Genomic DNA, 18,160 nt, shown 5'->3' with positions numbered 1-18,160 from the left:
CTTTTGCCACAACATCATATGTGTATGATGTGAATTGAAACAATTTTAATAAGTCGATTATAACCTATTTAAAATTAAAATCCAATAGTATTTGATTATTCAAAATTTAAAGTGTATAATATTTTACGATTATAAATAACCCTTATATTATAGGAAAGGAATTATGGAAACAATGAAGAAAAAATTAATGATGTTAGTACTTTCATTAGTACTTTGTGTTACTACAGTTGGTCAGTTTAGTACACCGGTACAGGCTGAAGAAAGAACAGATTACGTTATTAAAGTTAATAAAGGGACAAACTGTGTTACAGTCTATGATAAAGACGGGAAGCCGGTTAAGGCTATGATTTGTTCTCCAAGTAATGAAACACCTGTAGGAACATTTTATACTCCTGTAAAATATAAATGGCATGAAATGATTGGTAACTGCTATGCACAGTACTGTACAAGAATTACTTGGGATGGAATACTTTTCCACTCAGTTTGGTATTACAAAAATGGTGATAAGTCAACAATGTCAGTATCAGCATACAACGTAATGGGTAACAAAGCATCTCACGGATGTGTTCGTTTACTTTGCAAAGATGCAAAATGGATTTATGACAATTGTGCATTAAAAACAAAGGTAGTTATTTTTAACGGAACAAAGAAAGATGATCCATTAGGAAGACCATCATTTACACCACTTTCAACAAAATCACGTACTTCATGGGACCCAACAGACCCAGACCCAAAGAATCCATTCAGAGGAAACAAGCCAACAATAACAGCTAAAACAGCTACAGTTAAACTTGGTTCAAAGGTTAATGTAAAAGACTTAGTTTTAATTAAGGATTCAGCTGGAAATGAATTAACAGCTAAAGAAGCAAAGGTTAAAGTAAAAGGAAAAGTAAATACAGCAAAAGTTGGTAAATATAAAGTTACATATAGAATAACAGATAAACTTGGAAAGAAGACAAGCAAGACATTTAAATTTAATGTTATTGATAATAAGAAACCTACGATTTTAGTTGATAAAAAGAAAAAGACAGTTGCGATGACAACAACTCAGAATCTTTTAAATGGTGTAACAGCACAGGCAGCATCAGGAAAAGATTTGACTCAGAAAATCAAGGTAAAAGTTATTGATGAAGCAGGCAACAAAGTAAGAGTAAAACAGGGAAATGTTACATTTGATAAAGCAGGAACTTACAAAGTTGTATACAAAGTAACAGGAAATAATAAGAAAACAAGAACAACAACAGTTAAGTACAATGTTGTTGACAGAGGAGTTAAATTAACTGTAAACACTAACATTACAATTAATCAGGGTGAAATATTTGAACCATTAAAATATGTTTCAGAATTAAAGACATTTAAGGGCGTTGCTATTGATATCGCTAAGAATGTAAGCATTACAGGTACAGTTAATTCAAATGTTCCCGGAACATACAAGGTAGTATATGCAGCAGCTAACAGAGGAATTGCTTATACAAGAAGAGAAGTTGAAGTAACAGTAACAGTAGTTGCTAAGACACCTGAAACAACTACTGTACCGGAGACAACAAAGGCTCCAGAAACAACTACTACACCAGAAACAACAAAGCCTGCTGAGACAACAAAGCAGGAAGAAACAACTGCACCACAGACAACAAAAAATTCAGCTAATCAGGATAAAGATTGGTCAGAAAGATATTAAGATATGTATACATTTGAAACAATGATAAGCTACAGTGCTGTTGACAGAAATGGAAATTTGCCACTATATGGAATTTTAAATTTGCTGCAGGATTGCACTAATATGCAGTCTTCAAGCATAGGAATGGGAGTTGAGCATATGAAACAGGTTAACAAAGGATGGATACTTGTTTCATACAAAATCTCATTAAAAAAGAAGTTAAGATATGGCGAAAAAGTCCGTGTTGGAACGGCAGCAAGTAGTTTTAGCAGCTTTTATGGAGACAGAAAATTTCAAATAGAATCGCTAGATGGTGAAAAATTAGTAGAAGCCGATAGTATATGGGTTTTAATGGACATGGAAACACGCCATCCCATAAGAGTATCCGAGGAAGAAAGAAAAGGATATGTAATTGAAGAAGGAATAAATGATTTGAAGGCTGACAGAAAAATCAAATTCTCTTCTGAAAGGGAAAAAGTTGGTGAATTTAAAGTCCTAAAGACTTATATAGATAATAATGGTCATATGAATAATGCTGATTACTTAAGGGTTGCAGCAGAATTTGTACCTGCAGATTTTGAATACTATGAGGTTGATATTATCTATAATAAGGAAGCTATGGAAGGCGAAATGATGACAGCATATTTGCATCGTGAGGAAAATGAAATTGAAATTACATTTGAAGATAAAGATGAGAATGTACTGGCAAAGGTAAGACTGCAAAATAAATAGCATTATAAAATAAAACAATTCATTACTCAGGAATAATGATAAATGATTTTAGACTAACATTTTAGGAATAATGAATAAAAATATTAAGGCGGGAGTAGAAATCTCCCGCCTTATAAAATATAATAAAGTCGTAAATAATTAATAAAATGTCTGATTAAAATTAAAAAATAGTTAGAAAATATCTTATGGCAGGCATTTAAATATTTATAAATAAAAACAGATACAGAAAGGACGGAAACACATGATTGAATTAGGAAAATATCAGATATTAAAGGTAGTTAGAAAGTCAACAATAGGAGTATATCTTGGGGATGAAAGAGAACAGGTATTGTTACCAAAGAAACAGGTACCACAGGATATTAGTGTTGGCGATTCAATAAAAGTATTTATATACAGAGATTCAGAGGACAGACTGATTTCTACTGTAAATCAGCCACTATTAACATTAGGTGAAGTAGCAATGCTTACAGTAAAAGATGTTTCAAAAAATGGAGCATATCTTGACTGGGGACTTGAAAAAGATTTGTTCCTTCCATATAAAGAACAGACAACGCAGGTAAGACCGGGTGAAAGATACTTGATAGCTTTATATATTGATAAGAGTAGCAGATTATGTGGAACCATGAATGTATACGATTATTTGGAAGATAATCCACCATATGTGAAAGATGATCAGGTTTCAGGTATAGTTTACAATTATAATGAAAGATTTGGAGCATTTGTAGCAGTAGATAACAAATATCACGGAATGCTTTTAAAAAGAGAACTCCACAGAAATGTTCAGATAGGTGAGCAGATTGAAGCAAGAGTCATAAATGTAAGAAAAGATGGCAAGATGGATTTGAGCCTCCAGAAGAAAGCATATTTGCAAATGGAAGACGATGCAAAGAAAATATACGAAATAATAGAGGCTATGGGTGGAGAATTACCATATACAGATAAGGCAAAACCTGAAGTTATTAAAAATGATTTTAATATGAGTAAAAACGAATTTAAGCGTGGTATCGGCAGATTGCTCAAAGAACATAAGGTGTCAATTGGGGTAAATTCAATAAATTTAACAAAAGAATAATGCCGATATACAATTTAGCCAAATTATAAAATTATATTTTGGCTATTTACAATATAGAATTTTCTCTGGGGCTGATTTACAATAACCACTGTAATAAAGAAGAGTACGGAGGCGTGATTTGCGGAGTATGTTGCGCCAGGCACTAGATATTAGAGGAGGAACTTATGGCAAGTTTATCATTAAAAAACATTAGCAAGGTATATCCTAACGGATTTGTTGCAGTAAAAGATTTTAACCTTGAAATCAAGGATAAGGAATTTATCATTTTCGTAGGACCATCAGGTTGTGGTAAGTCAACAACACTTCGTATGATTGCAGGTCTTGAAGAAATCTCATCAGGAGAATTATATATTGGAGACAAGTTAGTTAACGATGTAGAACCTAAAGATAGAGATATCGCAATGGTTTTCCAGAACTACGCTTTGTATCCACATATGACAGTATATGATAATATGGCGTTCGGTCTTAAGTTAAGAAAAGTACCTAAGGCTGAAATTGAAAGATTAGTTAAAGAAGCAGCTAAGATTCTTGATTTGGAACACTTACTTGACAGAAAGCCAAAGGCTTTATCAGGTGGTCAGAGACAGAGAGTTGCTATGGGTCGTGCAATCGTTCGTGATCCTAAGGTATTCTTAATGGATGAACCTCTTTCAAACTTAGATGCTAAGTTAAGAGTTCAGATGCGTGTTGAAATTGCTAAGATTCATAAGAGATTAGGAGCAACAATCATTTACGTTACTCATGACCAGACAGAAGCTATGACACTTGGTACAAGAATCGTAGTTATGAAAGATGGTGTAGTTCAGCAGGTAGATTCACCTAAGAACTTATATGATAATCCGGTTAACTTATTCGTAGCAGGATTCATGGGATCACCACAGATGAACTTCATCGACGCTGAAGTTGAAAGAGATGGAGAAGATGTTAAACTTCACATTGGTCAGGCAAGACAGTACATCACAGTACCAGCTGATCAGGCTAGAGCTTTAGTTGAAGGCGGATATGTTGGAAAGACAGTTGTTATGGGTATCAGACCAGAAGATATTCATGATGAAGAAAGCTTCATTGAAATGTCACCTGAAAGTGTATTTACAACAACAATCAGATTATACGAATTATTAGGTGCTGAAGTTTACTTATATTTCGATGTAGAAGGATTCGATTGTACAGCAAGAGTAAATCCTCGTACACAGGCTAGACCTGGTGATGAAGTAAGAATGGCAATGGATCTTACAAAGTTGCATATCTTTGATAAAGAAACAGAACAGGTTATCACAAACTAGTAAAAATGAAATAAATGTGAAAAAAAGAGGAAATGCACAAAAAAAGTGTATTTTCTCTTTTTTTTTAATGAAAATTATATTAAACTATAAGATAAGAATGTGTTGAGCTTATTTTGATGAAAATAAAAAGATAAACTCTAGTCAGAAAAGATTTACGTACACACAAAATTTATAATTTTAAATTATAATTTCTTAGAAAACAAAATGTTGGGATGCATTAAATTAAAAAGAAATAGAGGTATACAGAATGATTTCAAATCAGATACTACAATCAACAATCAAAGGAGTAAAAGACATATCAAGAGTTGACTTATATGTTGCTGATACAGATGGAAAAATAGTTGCCAGTACTTCCCAGATTGGAAACCAGTTTAAAGATGCTATAATTGCATTCGCAGGTTCACCGGCAGATAGCCAGTCTGTTCAGGGATACCAATTTTTTAAGGTATATGATGAGAACCAGTTAGAATTAATTTTAATAGCTCAGGGAGCAAATGATGATGTATTTATGATTGGAAAGATGGCAGCCTTCCAGATACAGAATCTTTTGGTAGCGTATAAAGAAAGATTTGATAAAGATAATTTCATAAAGAATCTTTTGTTAGATAATCTTTTGTTGGTTGATATTTATAACAGAGCTAAGAAATTGCACATAGACATGGATACAAGAAGAGTTGTGTGCATTATTGAAACAAAGAATGAAAAAGACAGTGTTGCATTAGAAACTGTCAGAACATTATTTGCAACACAGAAGAAAGATTTTATTACAGCAGTAGATGAAAAGAGCATAATATTAATTAAGAATCTTGAAGAAAAACAAGGATATGAAGATGTTCAGAAGATTTCAGAAACAATTGTTGATATGTTAAATACAGAAGCAATGGTTAAGGCAACAGTTGCATATGGTACAATTATTTCAGAATTAAAAGAAGTGTCACGTTCTTATAAGGAAGCAAAGATGGCTTTAGATGTAGGAAAGATTTTCTATAGCAATAAGAGTGTTATTGCATATAACAACTTAGGAATTGGACGTTTGATTTATCAGTTACCTATTCCTCTTTGTAAGATGTTTATAAAGGAAAACTTCAATGGAAAGTCACCTGATGATTTTGATGAAGAAACACTTACAACAATAAATAAGTTCTTTGAAAATAATTTGAATGTATCTGAAACATCAAGACAGTTATATATTCATAGAAATACACTTGTATACAGATTAGATAAATTACAAAAGAGCACAGGACTTGATTTAAGAGTGTTTGAAGATGCAATAACATTTAAGATTGCATTAATGGTAGTAAAATATATGAATTACATGGATAGTATGAATGAATTCTAAATACGGCTATAATGGAATGCGCAGTTTTTCTGCGCATTTCAAATGCTTTTAGGAGTCACGGCAGGGTGAGAGGACAAAGAAAATGATTACTTTTGAAAATGTTACTAAGTCGTATGGTAATGGTGCACCGGCGCTAAGTAACCTTAATATAGAAATTGAAGATGGAGAGTTTGTATTTGTTGTAGGAACAAGCGGTTCAGGCAAATCAACATTTATTAAATTACTTTTGAAGGAATTAGAACCGACAGAAGGAAAAATTATCGTAAACGATACTGAATTAAGAAAACTAAGATCAGGAAAGACTGCAAAATACAGAAGAAAAGTAGGAGTTGTATTTCAGGATTTCCGTCTTTTGAAAGATAGAAATGTATATGAAAATATCGCATTTGCACAGAGAGTAATAGGTGTGTCCACAAGAGAAATAAAGAAAAATGTTCCTAGAATGTTATCTTTAGTTGGGCTTTCTGAAAAATATAAGTCATTTCCAAATGAGTTATCAGGTGGTGAACAGCAGAGAGTTGCACTTGCAAGAGCGTTGGTAAATAAGCCGGCATTGTTATTGGCAGACGAGCCAACCGGAAACCTGGATCCGGGAAATTCATGGGAAATCATGAAATTGTTGGATGAGATTAACAAACAGGGAACGACGGTAGTTGTAGTTACGCATAATATGGAAATAGTTGAGCGAATGCAAAAAAGAGTAATTACAATGAAAAAAGGAATAAAGGTAAGCGACAGTAAGGTGGATTAAAGATGAAAATTAGAACAGCATTATATTGCCTTAAGCAAGGGCTTGTAAATATAAAGAGAAACAAATTATTTTCACTTGCTTCGATTAGTACAATAGCTGCCTGTGTATTTCTGATTGGTATGTTTTATACAATTGTAGTAAATTTCCAGTACATTGTAAAATCAGCAGAAGACCAGGTAGGAATTACTATATTTTTTAACGAAGGAATAGATCAGGCAGGAATTGATGCCATAGGGGCGCAGATAGCTGCAAATGATAAAGTGGCAAATTACACATTTACTTCAGCAGAAGAAGCGTGGGATATTTTTAAAGTAGAATATTTTAAACAGAATGAAGATTTAGCAGAAGGATTTAAGGATGACAATCCGTTGGCAAATTCAGCATCTTATACAGTATATTTGAAAAATATAGAAGACCAGAAAAGCTTTTCAGATGAGATGTCTCAGGTAGAGGGTGTAAGAGCAGTAAATTATTCAGAAGGAACAGTAAGCGCAATGACAAGCTTTGGAAGGCTTGTTGGATATGCATCTGTAGCCATAATTGTTGTATTGCTTGCTGTAGGTATTTTCCTTATTAGTAATACGGTAATGATTGGTATTTCTGTTCGTAAGAAAGAAATAAAAGTAATGAAGTTAATTGGTGCTTCAAATATTTTTGTAAGAGCACCATTTATCATAGAAGGTATAGTTATAGGTTTAGTAGGAGCAACAATTCCATTAGTACTTATTAAAGTGTTATATGAAAAGGTTGTCGAATTCGTAATGCAGCAGTTTAGCGCATTATCTTCTATAATTGTATTTTTACCACAGAGCACAATTTTTGCAGTATTGGTTCCTATGGGATTAGGAATCGGTGCAGGAATTGGATTTGTAGGAAGTATTTTATCAATTAGAAAGCACTTAAAGGTTTAAGGAGGAGGAAACAAAATGAACAAAGTTCATTTTCTATAAATGTTTCCGACGAATAGCCGCCGACCGAAGGGAGGGGGCAACACATATATGAGGAGAATGTTCATGAAAAAAAGAAACAAGATATTGTGTGGATTTCTTGTCCTTAGCTTAATAATAGGAACGGCAGTGCCGTCTAGAGCTACAATTAAGGACGAAAAAGATAAATTAAATAATTTGCAGAATGAGCAGGAAGATGTTCAACAGCAGATTAATGGTTTGGAAAAATCAAAGGCTGACGCAAAAACATTTATTAATACAGTGGATTCTCAGGTTTCAGCTATTTCAAAACAAATGTATGACAACGAGAATGAACTTGATAAAACTGAAAAGAAAATAAAGAAAAATGAGAAAAAATTAGAGAATGCTCAGACAAGCATAGAGAATCAGTATGCTGCGATGAAACTTAGAATACAGTTTATGTATGAAAATGGCGATACACAGATGTTGGATTTGATTTTGTCATCAAAGAGTGTTGGAGATTTTCTTAATAAGGCAGAATACATATCAGAAATTTCATCATATGACAGAAAAATGTTAAATAAAATGAAAGAGACAAAGCAGGAAATTGCTGATACTCAAGTTGCGTTAGAAGACAGTAAAACTAATTTAGAGAATTTGCAAACAAAGCTTTCAAAACAAAAGAGCGATTTGCAGATATTGTCTGATGCAAAAGAAAAAGAAATGGAAGAATATAATAACCTGATTGCTGCAGGAAAGAAAAGCAAAGATAATATAGATGATGAAATCAGCAATCAGAAACAGGTTATTCAGGAAATGGAAAGCATTGAAAAGGCAAGAGAAGAGGCAGCAAGAAAAGCAGCACTTGCAGCTCAGAATGCTAATAAAAGTACAGGACAGAGTTCTGCTTCAACAGGAGTAACTAAGACAAATCCAAATACTGACAGCAATGCAGGAAGTACACAAAATACCGTAAATTCTGCAACAGGATATATTTGGCCTTTGCCTGGATATAGCACAGTATCATCTGATTTTGGATACCGTTCAGATCCATTTACAGGCAAACAGTCATATCATTCAGGTATAGACATACCGGCTCCGGCAGGAACAAGAATTGTGGCAGCCGCATCAGGACAGGTTGCGTGGGCAAACTATAGTACAACAGCAGGAAACTGGATTGGAATAGATCACGGCAATGGTGTATATACTGTATATATGCATTGTTCTGCATTAATTGTATCAGCAGGACAAAATGTAAGTGCGGGAGACGTTATAGGGCTTGTAGGAACAACAGGTTCGTCAACAGGAAATCATTTGCATTTTAGTGTACGATTAAATGGGGCATATGTAAGTCCTTGGAATTACGTGAGCAAATAAAGAAAACGAAGGCACACTACTAAGATAAAATAGTGGGTGCCTTTGTTCTGTTATATACGGCAAAAATATAAATAACTATTATAAGGAGACATATAAATTATGAAAAAAAAGAAAGCTGCTAAAATAATAGGCGTAATTTTGGTTGTTGTGTTTGTATTTGGAGGTGGATTTGCAGCAGGTACAATTTCAACAATAGTTAAGACAAATAGCTCAGATAACATTGCATCACAAGTACAGACAAAGATGAATTATCTAAATAAATTGATTGATGATTATTATTTGGATTACAATGACAATAAGGATGATGAAAAAATAAAAGACAGTATTTATAAAGGCCTTTTAAATGGATTAGATGATCCATATTCTGTGTATTATACAAAAGAAGAATATCAGTCATTGCTTGAAAGTACTAGCGGAAGCTACTGTGGAATAGGTGTTGTTGTTAGCCAGAATAATGATACGGGAGTAATTACTGCAGTTAGAGTATTTGACGGAGCACCTGGAGATAAAGCGGGTGTTAAAGCTAAGGATATTATATATAAAGTAGAAGATGAAGAAGTAACCGGTGAAGATTTAAGCTCCGTTGTTGCAAAGATGAAAGGAGATAAAGGAACTAAGGTTAAAGTCACAGTATATCGTCCATCTACATCAAAGTACATTGATATGGAAATTGAAAGAGATGAAGTTAATGTTCCTACAATAGAAACAAAAATGCTTGATAATAATATAGGATACATGCAGATAACAGAATTTGATGAGGTTACATACAATCAGTTTAAAGAGGGCTTGGAAAGTTTAAAGAAGCAGGGAATGAAGTCTATTATTTTTGATGTTAGAGATAATCCGGGTGGAATGTATAAAACTGTAGTAAATATGTTAGATGATATTTTGCCTGAGGGAGTTTTGGTGTACACTGAGGATAAAGATGGCAATAAAGAAGAACAAAAATCTGATGCAAATTGCCTTGATATGCCTATGGTTGTTTTACAGAATGAAAACAGTGCCAGTGCAGCAGAGATTTTTGCAGGGGCAATTAAAGATTTTAAGGCAGGTACAATAATAGGGTATACATCATTTGGAAAAGGAATTGTACAGACAATAATGCCATTATCTGACGGTTCGGCAATAAAACTTACGATACAGAGATATTTTACACCAAGTGGAGTTAATATTCAGGGAACAGGCATTGAGCCGGATATTAAAGTAGAAGAAAATTCTGAGACAGAAAGAGATGACCAGTTACAAAAAGCAATAGATACATTGTCAGAAGAATAAAAAATTGTCAAAAGCGTACAGAACAAAAGTTCGATTTTGTTCTGTACTTTTTTTTGCCTGAATGATATACTAATCAGGTAGCAATACTAAGAAGATATCGAATAGAGTAAAAGTTTTATAATTAAATAATATGATGCTAGGGCGAAAGCCCCTATTTGTGAGCAAATAATGCTATTTATCAACTCTTTATAAAATTCGTTTGCAGGGCGACCCCTATTTGTGGGCAAACTCATGTGGAACTTAGACCTTTTGACTCTGGCATCACATAAAATAAGGGGATAAATATAACAGAGGTATTTTATGGATCATTTTGAATTAGTATCAGAATTTAAGCCGACAGGGGATCAGCCCCAGGCAATAGAAGAATTAGTTGAAGGATTTAAAAAAGGTAATCAGTGTGAAACCTTATTAGGTGTAACAGGTTCAGGTAAGACATTTACAATGGCGAATGTTATACAACAACTTAATAAACCAACGCTGATTATTGCTCATAACAAGACTTTGGCAGCTCAGTTATATGGTGAATTTAAAGAATTTTTTCCAAATAACGCAGTGGAATATTTTGTCTCCTATTATGATTATTATCAGCCGGAGGCGTATGTGCCAAGTACAGATACTTATATAGAAAAAGATTCGGCAATAAATGATGAAATAGATAAATTAAGACATTCGGCAACAATGGCTTTGATGGAAAGAAAAGACGTTATTATTATTTCGTCAGTTTCCTGTATTTATGGCTTAGGAGATCCGATTGATTATAAGAATATGGTTGTTTCCCTAAGACCGGGAATGATTAAGGATAGAGATGAAGTAATAAGAAAATTAATAGAGATACAATATGATCGCAACGATATGGATTTTAAGCGTGGTACTTTTCGCGTAAGAGGAGATGTTGTTGAGGTGTTTCCGGCTTCATATGGCGACACGGCAGTCCGTATAGAATTTTTTGGAGATGAGGTGGACAGGATAACGGAAATTGATACATTAACAGGTGAAGTTAAGAACAGACTGGAACATGTGGCAATTTTCCCTAATTCTCATTATGTTATTCCACCTGAAAAGATGGAAGGTGCGATTGCGGCAATTGAGAAGGAACTGGCAGAACAGGTAGCTTATTTTAAGAGTGAGGATAAGCTGATTGAAGCACAAAGAATCGCCGAGCGTACTAATTTTGATATGGAAATGCTTAGGGAAACCGGCATTTGCTCAGGCATAGAGAATTATTCAAGACATATGGCAGGATTAGAACCGGGTGCGACACCTCATACATTAATGGAATATTTTGGAGATGATTTTCTAATAATAGTAGACGAATCGCATATTACAGTTCCACAGATTAGAGGAATGTATGCAGGCGATCAGTCAAGAAAGACAACACTGGTGGATTATGGATTCAGACTTCCATCAGCAAAAGATAACAGACCACTTAATTTTGATGAATTTGAAAGCATGATTGATCAGATTATGTTTGTTTCGGCAACACCGGGAGAATACGAGAGTCAGCATGAGTTATTAAGAGCACAACAGGTTATCAGACCTACAGGTCTTTTGGATCCTGAGGTTGAAGTGAGACCGGTTGCAGGGCAGATAGATGATTTAATTTCTGAAATTAATAAAGAAGTAGAAAAGAAGAATAAAATATTAGTTACTACTTTGACTAAGAGGATGGCAGAGGATTTGACTGACTATATGAAGGAAGTTGGAATCAGGGTTAAATACCTTCATTCGGACATAGATACATTGGAGCGAGCAGAAATTATAAGAAATATGAGACTTGACCAATTTGATGTACTTGTAGGAATTAACCTTTTAAGGGAAGGTCTTGATATTCCGGAAATTGCATTGGTAGCAATATTAGATGCAGATAAAGAAGGCTTTTTAAGATCGGAGACATCGCTTATCCAGACGATAGGACGTGCCGCAAGAAATGCTGAGGGTCATGTAATCATGTATGCGGACAAGATTACTGATTCAATGAGGGTTGCCATAGATGAAACAAATCGACGTAGAGATATACAGATGAAGTACAATAAGGAGCATGGAATTACGCCAAAAACTATTATTAAAGCAGTGCGTGACCTTATTAGTATTTCAAAAGAAGTGGACAAGAAGATTAATGATATTGAGAAAGATCCGGAATCAATGGATCCAAAGGAAATTCGCAAATTGATAGATAAGCTGACAAAGAAAATGCAGAAGGCTGCAGCTGATTTTGATTTTGAGTCAGCAATAGAATTTAGAGATAAGATAGCAGATTTGCGAAAATATTTGAATTAAGCAGATTTGAATATAGGCAGAGTGTAAGAGGTTTGAGAGAAAATATAATTATAATAATTGTAGTGAATTTGCAGTTTGTTATTTTTAATTAATATTCAGAACACCCTGCATGTAGAGAGGACAGACAATTGGATAATAAAAAATATATAAAAATCAGAGGTGCAGCAGAGCACAATTTAAAAAATATAGATATAGATATTCCAAGAGATGAATTTGTCGTATTGACAGGTCTTAGTGGCTCAGGTAAATCGTCTCTTGCATTTGATACAATTTATGCTGAGGGGCAGAGAAGATATATGGAATCATTATCTTCTTATGCAAGACAATTCCTAGGACAGATGGAAAAACCACAGGTAGAAAGTTTAGAAGGACTTCCTCCGGCAATTTCAATAGACCAGAAGTCAACAAATAGAAATCCACGTTCTACAGTTGGAACTGTTACGGAAATATATGACTATTTAAGACTTTTATTTGCGAGAGCAGGTATTCCGCATTGCCCGAAATGTGGCCGTGAAATAAAAAAACAGACTGTTGATGAAATGGTGGATAAGATAATGGCACTTCCTGAAAGAACAAAGATTCAGGTTCTTGCACCGGTTGTTAGAGGAAGAAAAGGACGCCATGAAAAAGTGCTTGAAGGAGCGAAAAGAAGTGGATATGTACGTGTTCGTGTAGATGGAAATATGTACGAACTAACAGAAGACATAACATTAGATAAGAATATAAAGCATAATATTGAAATAGTTGTAGATAGACTTGCAATTAGAGAAGGAATGGAAAAGAGACTTAATGACTCTATTGATAATGCACTTAAATTAGCAGATGGTTTAATGATTATCGATGTAATTGATGGAGAACCAATGACATTTAGTCAGCATTTTTCATGCCCGGATTGTGGAATTAGTATTGATGAAATTCAGCCGAGAAGTTTTTCATTTAATAATCCGTTTGGTGCGTGTCCTGATTGTTATGGATTAGGATATAAGATGGAGTTTGATGAGGATTTAATGATTCCTGACAAAAGTTTAAGTATTAATCAGGGAGCGATAGTTGTTCTTGGGTGGCAGAGTGCAAATGATGGTAAGAGCTTTGCAAATGCCATTCTTAAGGCTTTAGGTAAAAAATATAATTTTGATTTAGATACACCGTTTGAAGACTATCCACAGGAAATTCATGATATTTTGATACATGGAACAAATGGAGTTTCCGTGCCTGTTCATTATAGAGGACAGCGTGGAGAAGGTGTTTATGATATTGCATTTGAGGGACTTATAAGAAATGTTGAAAGACGATATAGAGAAACAAGTGCAGAATCAACAAAGGCAGAATATGGGACATACATGAGAATTACACCGTGTAAGACTTGTGGCGGACAAAGATTAAAGAAAGAATCGCTTGCTGTAACAATTGCAGATAAGAATATTTATGAGATGACAGAAATGCCTGTTAGGGATTTAAGAGAGTTTTTGGAAAATGTTGAACTGTCAGAAATGCAACATAAAATCGGCGATGAAATTCTTAAAGAAATAAAGGGAAGACTCAAGTTTTTGGTTGATGTAGGATTGGACTATTTAAGTCTTTCAAGAGCAACGGGAACATTATCCGGTGGAGAAGCTCAGAGAATACGTCTTGCAACCCAGATAGGGTCAGGGCTTGTTGGAGTCGCTTATATATTAGACGAACCAAGTATAGGTCTTCATCAGAATGACAATGATAAGTTACTTGCAACACTTAAACATTTGCGTGATTTGGGTAATTCATTGATAGTAGTTGAGCATGACGAAGATACAATGAGAGCAGCAGATTTCATAGTAGATATAGGTCCGGGAGCAGGAGCCCACGGAGGTGAAGTTATAGCTACCGGAACGGCTGAAGATATTATGAAGAATCCAAACTCAATTACAGGAAAATACTTAAGTGGTGAAATAAAGATTCCTGTTCCAAAAACAAGAAGAAAACCGACAGGTTGGCTAAAAATCGTTGGAGCAAAGGAAAATAATTTAAAAAATATAAATGTAAAAATTCCTACAGGAGTGCTTACATGTGTAACAGGTGTTTCAGGTTCAGGTAAGAGTTCACTTGTAAATGAAATTTTATATAAATCTCTTGCAAAACAGTTAAACAGAGCAAGATATATTCCCGGAAAGCATAAGACAATAGAGGGAGTAGAGCAGTTAGATAAAATTATTGATATTGATCAGTCTCCAATAGGAAGAACTCCACGTTCTAATCCGGCAACTTATACAGGGGTATTTGACACTATTAGAGATTTATTTGCAAATACAATGGATGCTAAGGAGCGAGGTTACAAGAAAGGTCGTTTTAGTTTTAATGTTAAAGGCGGCCGTTGTGAAGCTTGTTCAGGTGATGGTATTTTAAAGGTAGAAATGCATTTCCTTCCAGATGTTTATGTGCCATGTGAAGTATGTGGTGGAAAGAGATATAATCGTGAAACATTAGAGGTTAAGTATAAAGGAAAGAGCATATACGATGTACTTGATATGACAGTTGAGGAGGCATTGGACTTTTTCAAAAATGTACCAAAAATTCATAACAAGATACAGACTTTATACGATGTTGGATTGTCATACATTAAATTAGGACAGCCATCAACTACATTATCCGGTGGAGAAGCTCAGAGAATTAAACTTGCTACAGAATTAAGTAAAAGAAGTACGGGAAGAACAATTTATGTACTTGATGAACCTACAACAGGACTTCATTTTGCAGATGTACACAAGTTAGTAGAAATTCTACAAAGGCTTGCAGCCGAAGGAAACACGGTAGTTGTAATAGAGCATAATCTTGATGTTATTAAAACCGCAGATTATATTATTGACATGGGTCCTGATGGAGGAGACAGAGGTGGAACTGTTGTAGTTTCGGGAACTCCTGAGGAGGTAGCAAAACACCCTACATCTTATACTGCAAAATACGTAAAACAGTATTTGGAAAAAGACAAAAAATAATAAAGTTGACATTTTAAAATATTGTGTATTTTTCATAAAAAACAGGAAAATAAAAAGGATTTAAAAAGGCCAAAAACAGCAATGGTTACAAAGATTAAAAACATGTTTTTAAACCCTTTAAAATTGCATAAAAATGTGCTAGATTATAGTTACAAGTTAAAGGAAAAGTACATTAAAACTTAATAAGAAATTAATACCGTAAGACTTCTAAAAATTATCATTAGAACGTGTCATGAGATGAAAATTAAGTAAGTATCCAAGAGGAATGTTTAATGGGAAAAAGTCCTATAGGAGAAAACGAGAGACTCCAATATTTATTTAATCCGTACTAGGGAAACAGAACAATTGGAATCGAGTGAATATTAGTCAAATATAGGTAAGAAAGGAGTTACCGTATTATCTACATAAGGTACAACGGATCGGAAGAGTTGTAAGAAGAGAGTGGATTGAAGGATGGTTATTAATCTCCAAGTGGCAACGTTGTTACAGAGATTAGAAAGATAACATCCTTATATATGTAGATATATTAAATTATTTGCAGATGGTATTTTTGAAACACGATTTTGATTAGGTATGATAAATCGAAAGTAAAGTAAGGGAATATAGTTTCATATAAGATTAATGATTAATGAAGTTTAATCTGCAGCTAATGAATCAATTTTAGAAGTAAGGTATTTAAATACGAGCACCTGATATTAATAAATGTCAGGTGCTTTGTTAATTTAAGAAAAGGTTTATATTGTTATGGTTTTAACAATAGCCTACTTGTTTTAATATTAAAAATAATGTAGAATTGTTAATGATTTGAGAAAAATACAATTAATGATATTAATAGCATTTATCGTATTTTACAATAAATTGGTTAAAGCCATTATAGGAGAAAACAAAATGAATAAAGTTCAGTTTTAATAAATGTTTTCGAAAATTAGCCAACGATTCAAGTGGAAACACATATTAATTAGGAGGAATTATAGTGAAGAAAGAATTAGTAATCGTACTTGATTTTGGTGGTCAGTATAATCAGCTGGTTGCAAGACGAGTTCGTGAATGCAATGTATATTGTGAGATTTATTCTTATAAGACTGACATTGAAAAAATAAAAGCTATGAATCCAAAGGGAATTATTTTAACCGGAGGACCTAATAGTTGTTATGAAGCTGATTCTCCAACATATTCAAAGGAATTATTTGAAATGGGAGTTCCTGTTTTAGGACTTTGCTACGGAGCACAGCTTATGATGCATGTTTTAGGAGGAAAGGTAGAACGTGCAGACGTTCGCGAGTACGGTAAAACAGAAGTAATCGTAGATAAAACAAATTCACAGATATTTGAAGGCGTTTCACCTAAAACAATTTGTTGGATGAGTCATTTTGATTATATATCAAAGGTAGCACCTGGATTTGAAATATCATCTCATACAAAGGACTGCCCTTGTGCATCAGCAGAAAATGCAGATAAGAAACTTTATGCAATACAGTTCCATCCTGAAGTACTTCATACACAGGAAGGAACAAAGATGCTTTACAATTTTGTTCGTGGAGTATGCCAATGCTCAGGTGAATGGAGAATGGATTCATTTGTAGAGGAATCAATTAAGGCAATCCGCGAAAAAGTTGGAGACGGGAAAGTATTGTGCGCATTATCAGGTGGTGTAGATTCATCTGTTGCAGCAGTAATGCTTTCAAAAGCAATTGGAAAACAGCTTACATGTGTATTTGTAGACCACGGTTTACTTCGTAAAAATGAAGGAGATGAAGTAGAAGCTGTATTTGGCCCTGATGGTCCATATGACTTAAACTTTATTCGTGTAAATGCACAGGAACGTTACTATAGCAAATTAGCAGGAGTAACTGAACCTGAAAAGAAGCGTAAAATTATCGGAGAAGAATTTATCCGTGTATTTGAAGAAGAAGCAAAGAAAATCGGAGCAGTAGACTTTCTAGTACAGGGAACAATTTATCCTGACGTTGTAGAAAGTGGATTGGGTGGTGAATCAGCAGTAATCAAGTCACATCACAATGTAGGAGGATTACCTGATTGCGTAGATTTTAAAGAAATAATCGAACCACTCCGTGACTTGTTTAAGGACGAAGTAAGAAAAGCCGGCTTAGAAATGGGCATACCTGATTATCTTGTATACCGCCAACCATTCCCGGGACCGGGACTTGGAATCCGTATCATCGGCGAAGTAACAGCTGAGAAAGTTAAAATGGTACAGGATGCAGACGCAATCTATCGCGAGGAAATTGCAAATGCCGGATTGGACAAAACAATCGGACAGTATTTTGCAGCGCTCACAAACATGCGAAGCGTAGGTGTAATGGGTGATGAAAGAACATATGACTACGCCATTGCACTCCGTGCAGTAAATACTGTAGATTTTATGACAGCAGAAGCTGCAGAAATACCTTACGAAGTATTATCAAAGGTAATGAGCAGAATTATAAATGAGGTGCGAGGAGTCAATAGAGTAATGTATGATTTGACGAGTAAGCCACCTGGAACTATAGAGTTTGAATA

At 34.3% G+C, this 18,160-nt stretch carries 12 protein-coding genes; all 12 read left to right on the top strand.

What is annotated here, in order from left to right:
• Positions 1–163: 163 nt before the first annotated feature.
• Positions 164–1,678 carry a L,D-transpeptidase family protein gene (locus tag ABMA45_RS04560; protein ID WP_022088703.1) on the top strand — a complete coding sequence of 505 codons (1,515 nt, stop codon included), beginning with the start codon at positions 164–166 and terminating at the stop codon, positions 1,676–1,678.
• Positions 1,679–1,681: 3 nt separating this feature from the next.
• A complete protein-coding gene (locus ABMA45_RS04555; protein WP_022088702.1) occupies positions 1,682–2,389 on the top strand; it encodes an acyl-[acyl-carrier-protein] thioesterase in 708 nt (235 codons plus the stop codon).
• A gap of 241 nt (positions 2,390–2,630) precedes the next feature.
• Positions 2,631–3,461, top strand: a complete 831-nt coding sequence (locus ABMA45_RS04550; protein WP_022088701.1) for a CvfB family protein — start codon at positions 2,631–2,633, stop codon at positions 3,459–3,461.
• 164 nt (positions 3,462–3,625) lie between these two features.
• Positions 3,626–4,744 (top strand): ABC transporter ATP-binding protein, encoded by a 1,119-nt coding sequence (gene ugpC / locus ABMA45_RS04545; RefSeq protein ID WP_022088700.1) that lies wholly within the window; start codon positions 3,626–3,628, stop codon positions 4,742–4,744.
• A 247-nt stretch (positions 4,745–4,991) separates the two neighbouring features.
• Positions 4,992–6,083, top strand: a complete 1,092-nt coding sequence (locus ABMA45_RS04540) for a PucR family transcriptional regulator (RefSeq protein WP_022088699.1) — start codon at positions 4,992–4,994, stop codon at positions 6,081–6,083.
• Between the two features lie 82 nt (positions 6,084–6,165).
• Positions 6,166–6,834, top strand: coding sequence for a cell division ATP-binding protein FtsE (gene ftsE / locus ABMA45_RS04535; RefSeq protein ID WP_022088698.1), 669 nt, complete (start codon positions 6,166–6,168; stop codon positions 6,832–6,834).
• A gap of 2 nt (positions 6,835–6,836) precedes the next feature.
• Entirely contained in the window at positions 6,837–7,745 is a 909-nt protein-coding gene (gene ftsX, locus ABMA45_RS04530; protein ID WP_022088697.1) for a permease-like cell division protein FtsX, read from the top strand.
• A gap of 102 nt (positions 7,746–7,847) precedes the next feature.
• On the top strand, positions 7,848–9,119 hold the full coding sequence (locus ABMA45_RS04525) for a murein hydrolase activator EnvC family protein (protein ID WP_022088696.1): 1,272 nt from the start codon (positions 7,848–7,850) through the stop codon (positions 9,117–9,119).
• Between the two features lie 99 nt (positions 9,120–9,218).
• On the top strand, positions 9,219–10,394 hold the full coding sequence (locus tag ABMA45_RS04520) for a S41 family peptidase (RefSeq protein ID WP_022088695.1): 1,176 nt from the start codon (positions 9,219–9,221) through the stop codon (positions 10,392–10,394).
• A gap of 300 nt (positions 10,395–10,694) precedes the next feature.
• Entirely contained in the window at positions 10,695–12,671 is a 1,977-nt protein-coding gene (gene uvrB / locus ABMA45_RS04515) for an excinuclease ABC subunit UvrB (protein ID WP_022088694.1), read from the top strand.
• 128 nt (positions 12,672–12,799) lie between these two features.
• On the top strand, positions 12,800–15,640 hold the full coding sequence (uvrA, locus tag ABMA45_RS04510; RefSeq protein WP_022088693.1) for an excinuclease ABC subunit UvrA: 2,841 nt from the start codon (positions 12,800–12,802) through the stop codon (positions 15,638–15,640).
• Positions 15,641–16,613: 973 nt separating this feature from the next.
• Positions 16,614–18,160: glutamine-hydrolyzing GMP synthase (gene guaA, locus ABMA45_RS04505; protein WP_118565900.1), on the top strand; the 1,547-nt coding region annotated here is incomplete at its 3' end.

This window comes from Eubacterium sp. CAG:156, from assembly GCF_000434315.1.
Lineage (GTDB): Bacteria > Bacillota > Clostridia > Lachnospirales > Lachnospiraceae > Eubacterium_U > Eubacterium_U album.
Note: the sequence above shows the minus strand (reverse complement) of the source record. Positions and strands in the feature narration are given on the sequence as shown.

Excerpts from the sequence above, each read along its gene's own strand:
- ABMA45_RS04560 (WP_022088703.1), top strand. The coding sequence starts at position 164 with ATGGAAACAATGAAGAAAAAATTAATGATGTTAGTACTTTCATTAGTA.
- ABMA45_RS04555 (WP_022088702.1), top strand. The coding sequence starts at position 1,682 with ATGTATACATTTGAAACAATGATAAGCTACAGTGCTGTTGACAGAAAT.
- ABMA45_RS04550 (WP_022088701.1), top strand. The coding sequence starts at position 2,631 with ATGATTGAATTAGGAAAATATCAGATATTAAAGGTAGTTAGAAAGTCA.
- ugpC (WP_022088700.1), top strand. The coding sequence starts at position 3,626 with ATGGCAAGTTTATCATTAAAAAACATTAGCAAGGTATATCCTAACGGA.
- ABMA45_RS04540 (WP_022088699.1), top strand. The coding sequence starts at position 4,992 with ATGATTTCAAATCAGATACTACAATCAACAATCAAAGGAGTAAAAGAC.
- ftsE (WP_022088698.1), top strand. The coding sequence starts at position 6,166 with ATGATTACTTTTGAAAATGTTACTAAGTCGTATGGTAATGGTGCACCG.
- ftsX (WP_022088697.1), top strand. The coding sequence starts at position 6,837 with ATGAAAATTAGAACAGCATTATATTGCCTTAAGCAAGGGCTTGTAAAT.
- ABMA45_RS04525 (WP_022088696.1), top strand. The coding sequence starts at position 7,848 with ATGAAAAAAAGAAACAAGATATTGTGTGGATTTCTTGTCCTTAGCTTA.
- ABMA45_RS04520 (WP_022088695.1), top strand. The coding sequence starts at position 9,219 with ATGAAAAAAAAGAAAGCTGCTAAAATAATAGGCGTAATTTTGGTTGTT.
- uvrB (WP_022088694.1), top strand. The coding sequence starts at position 10,695 with ATGGATCATTTTGAATTAGTATCAGAATTTAAGCCGACAGGGGATCAG.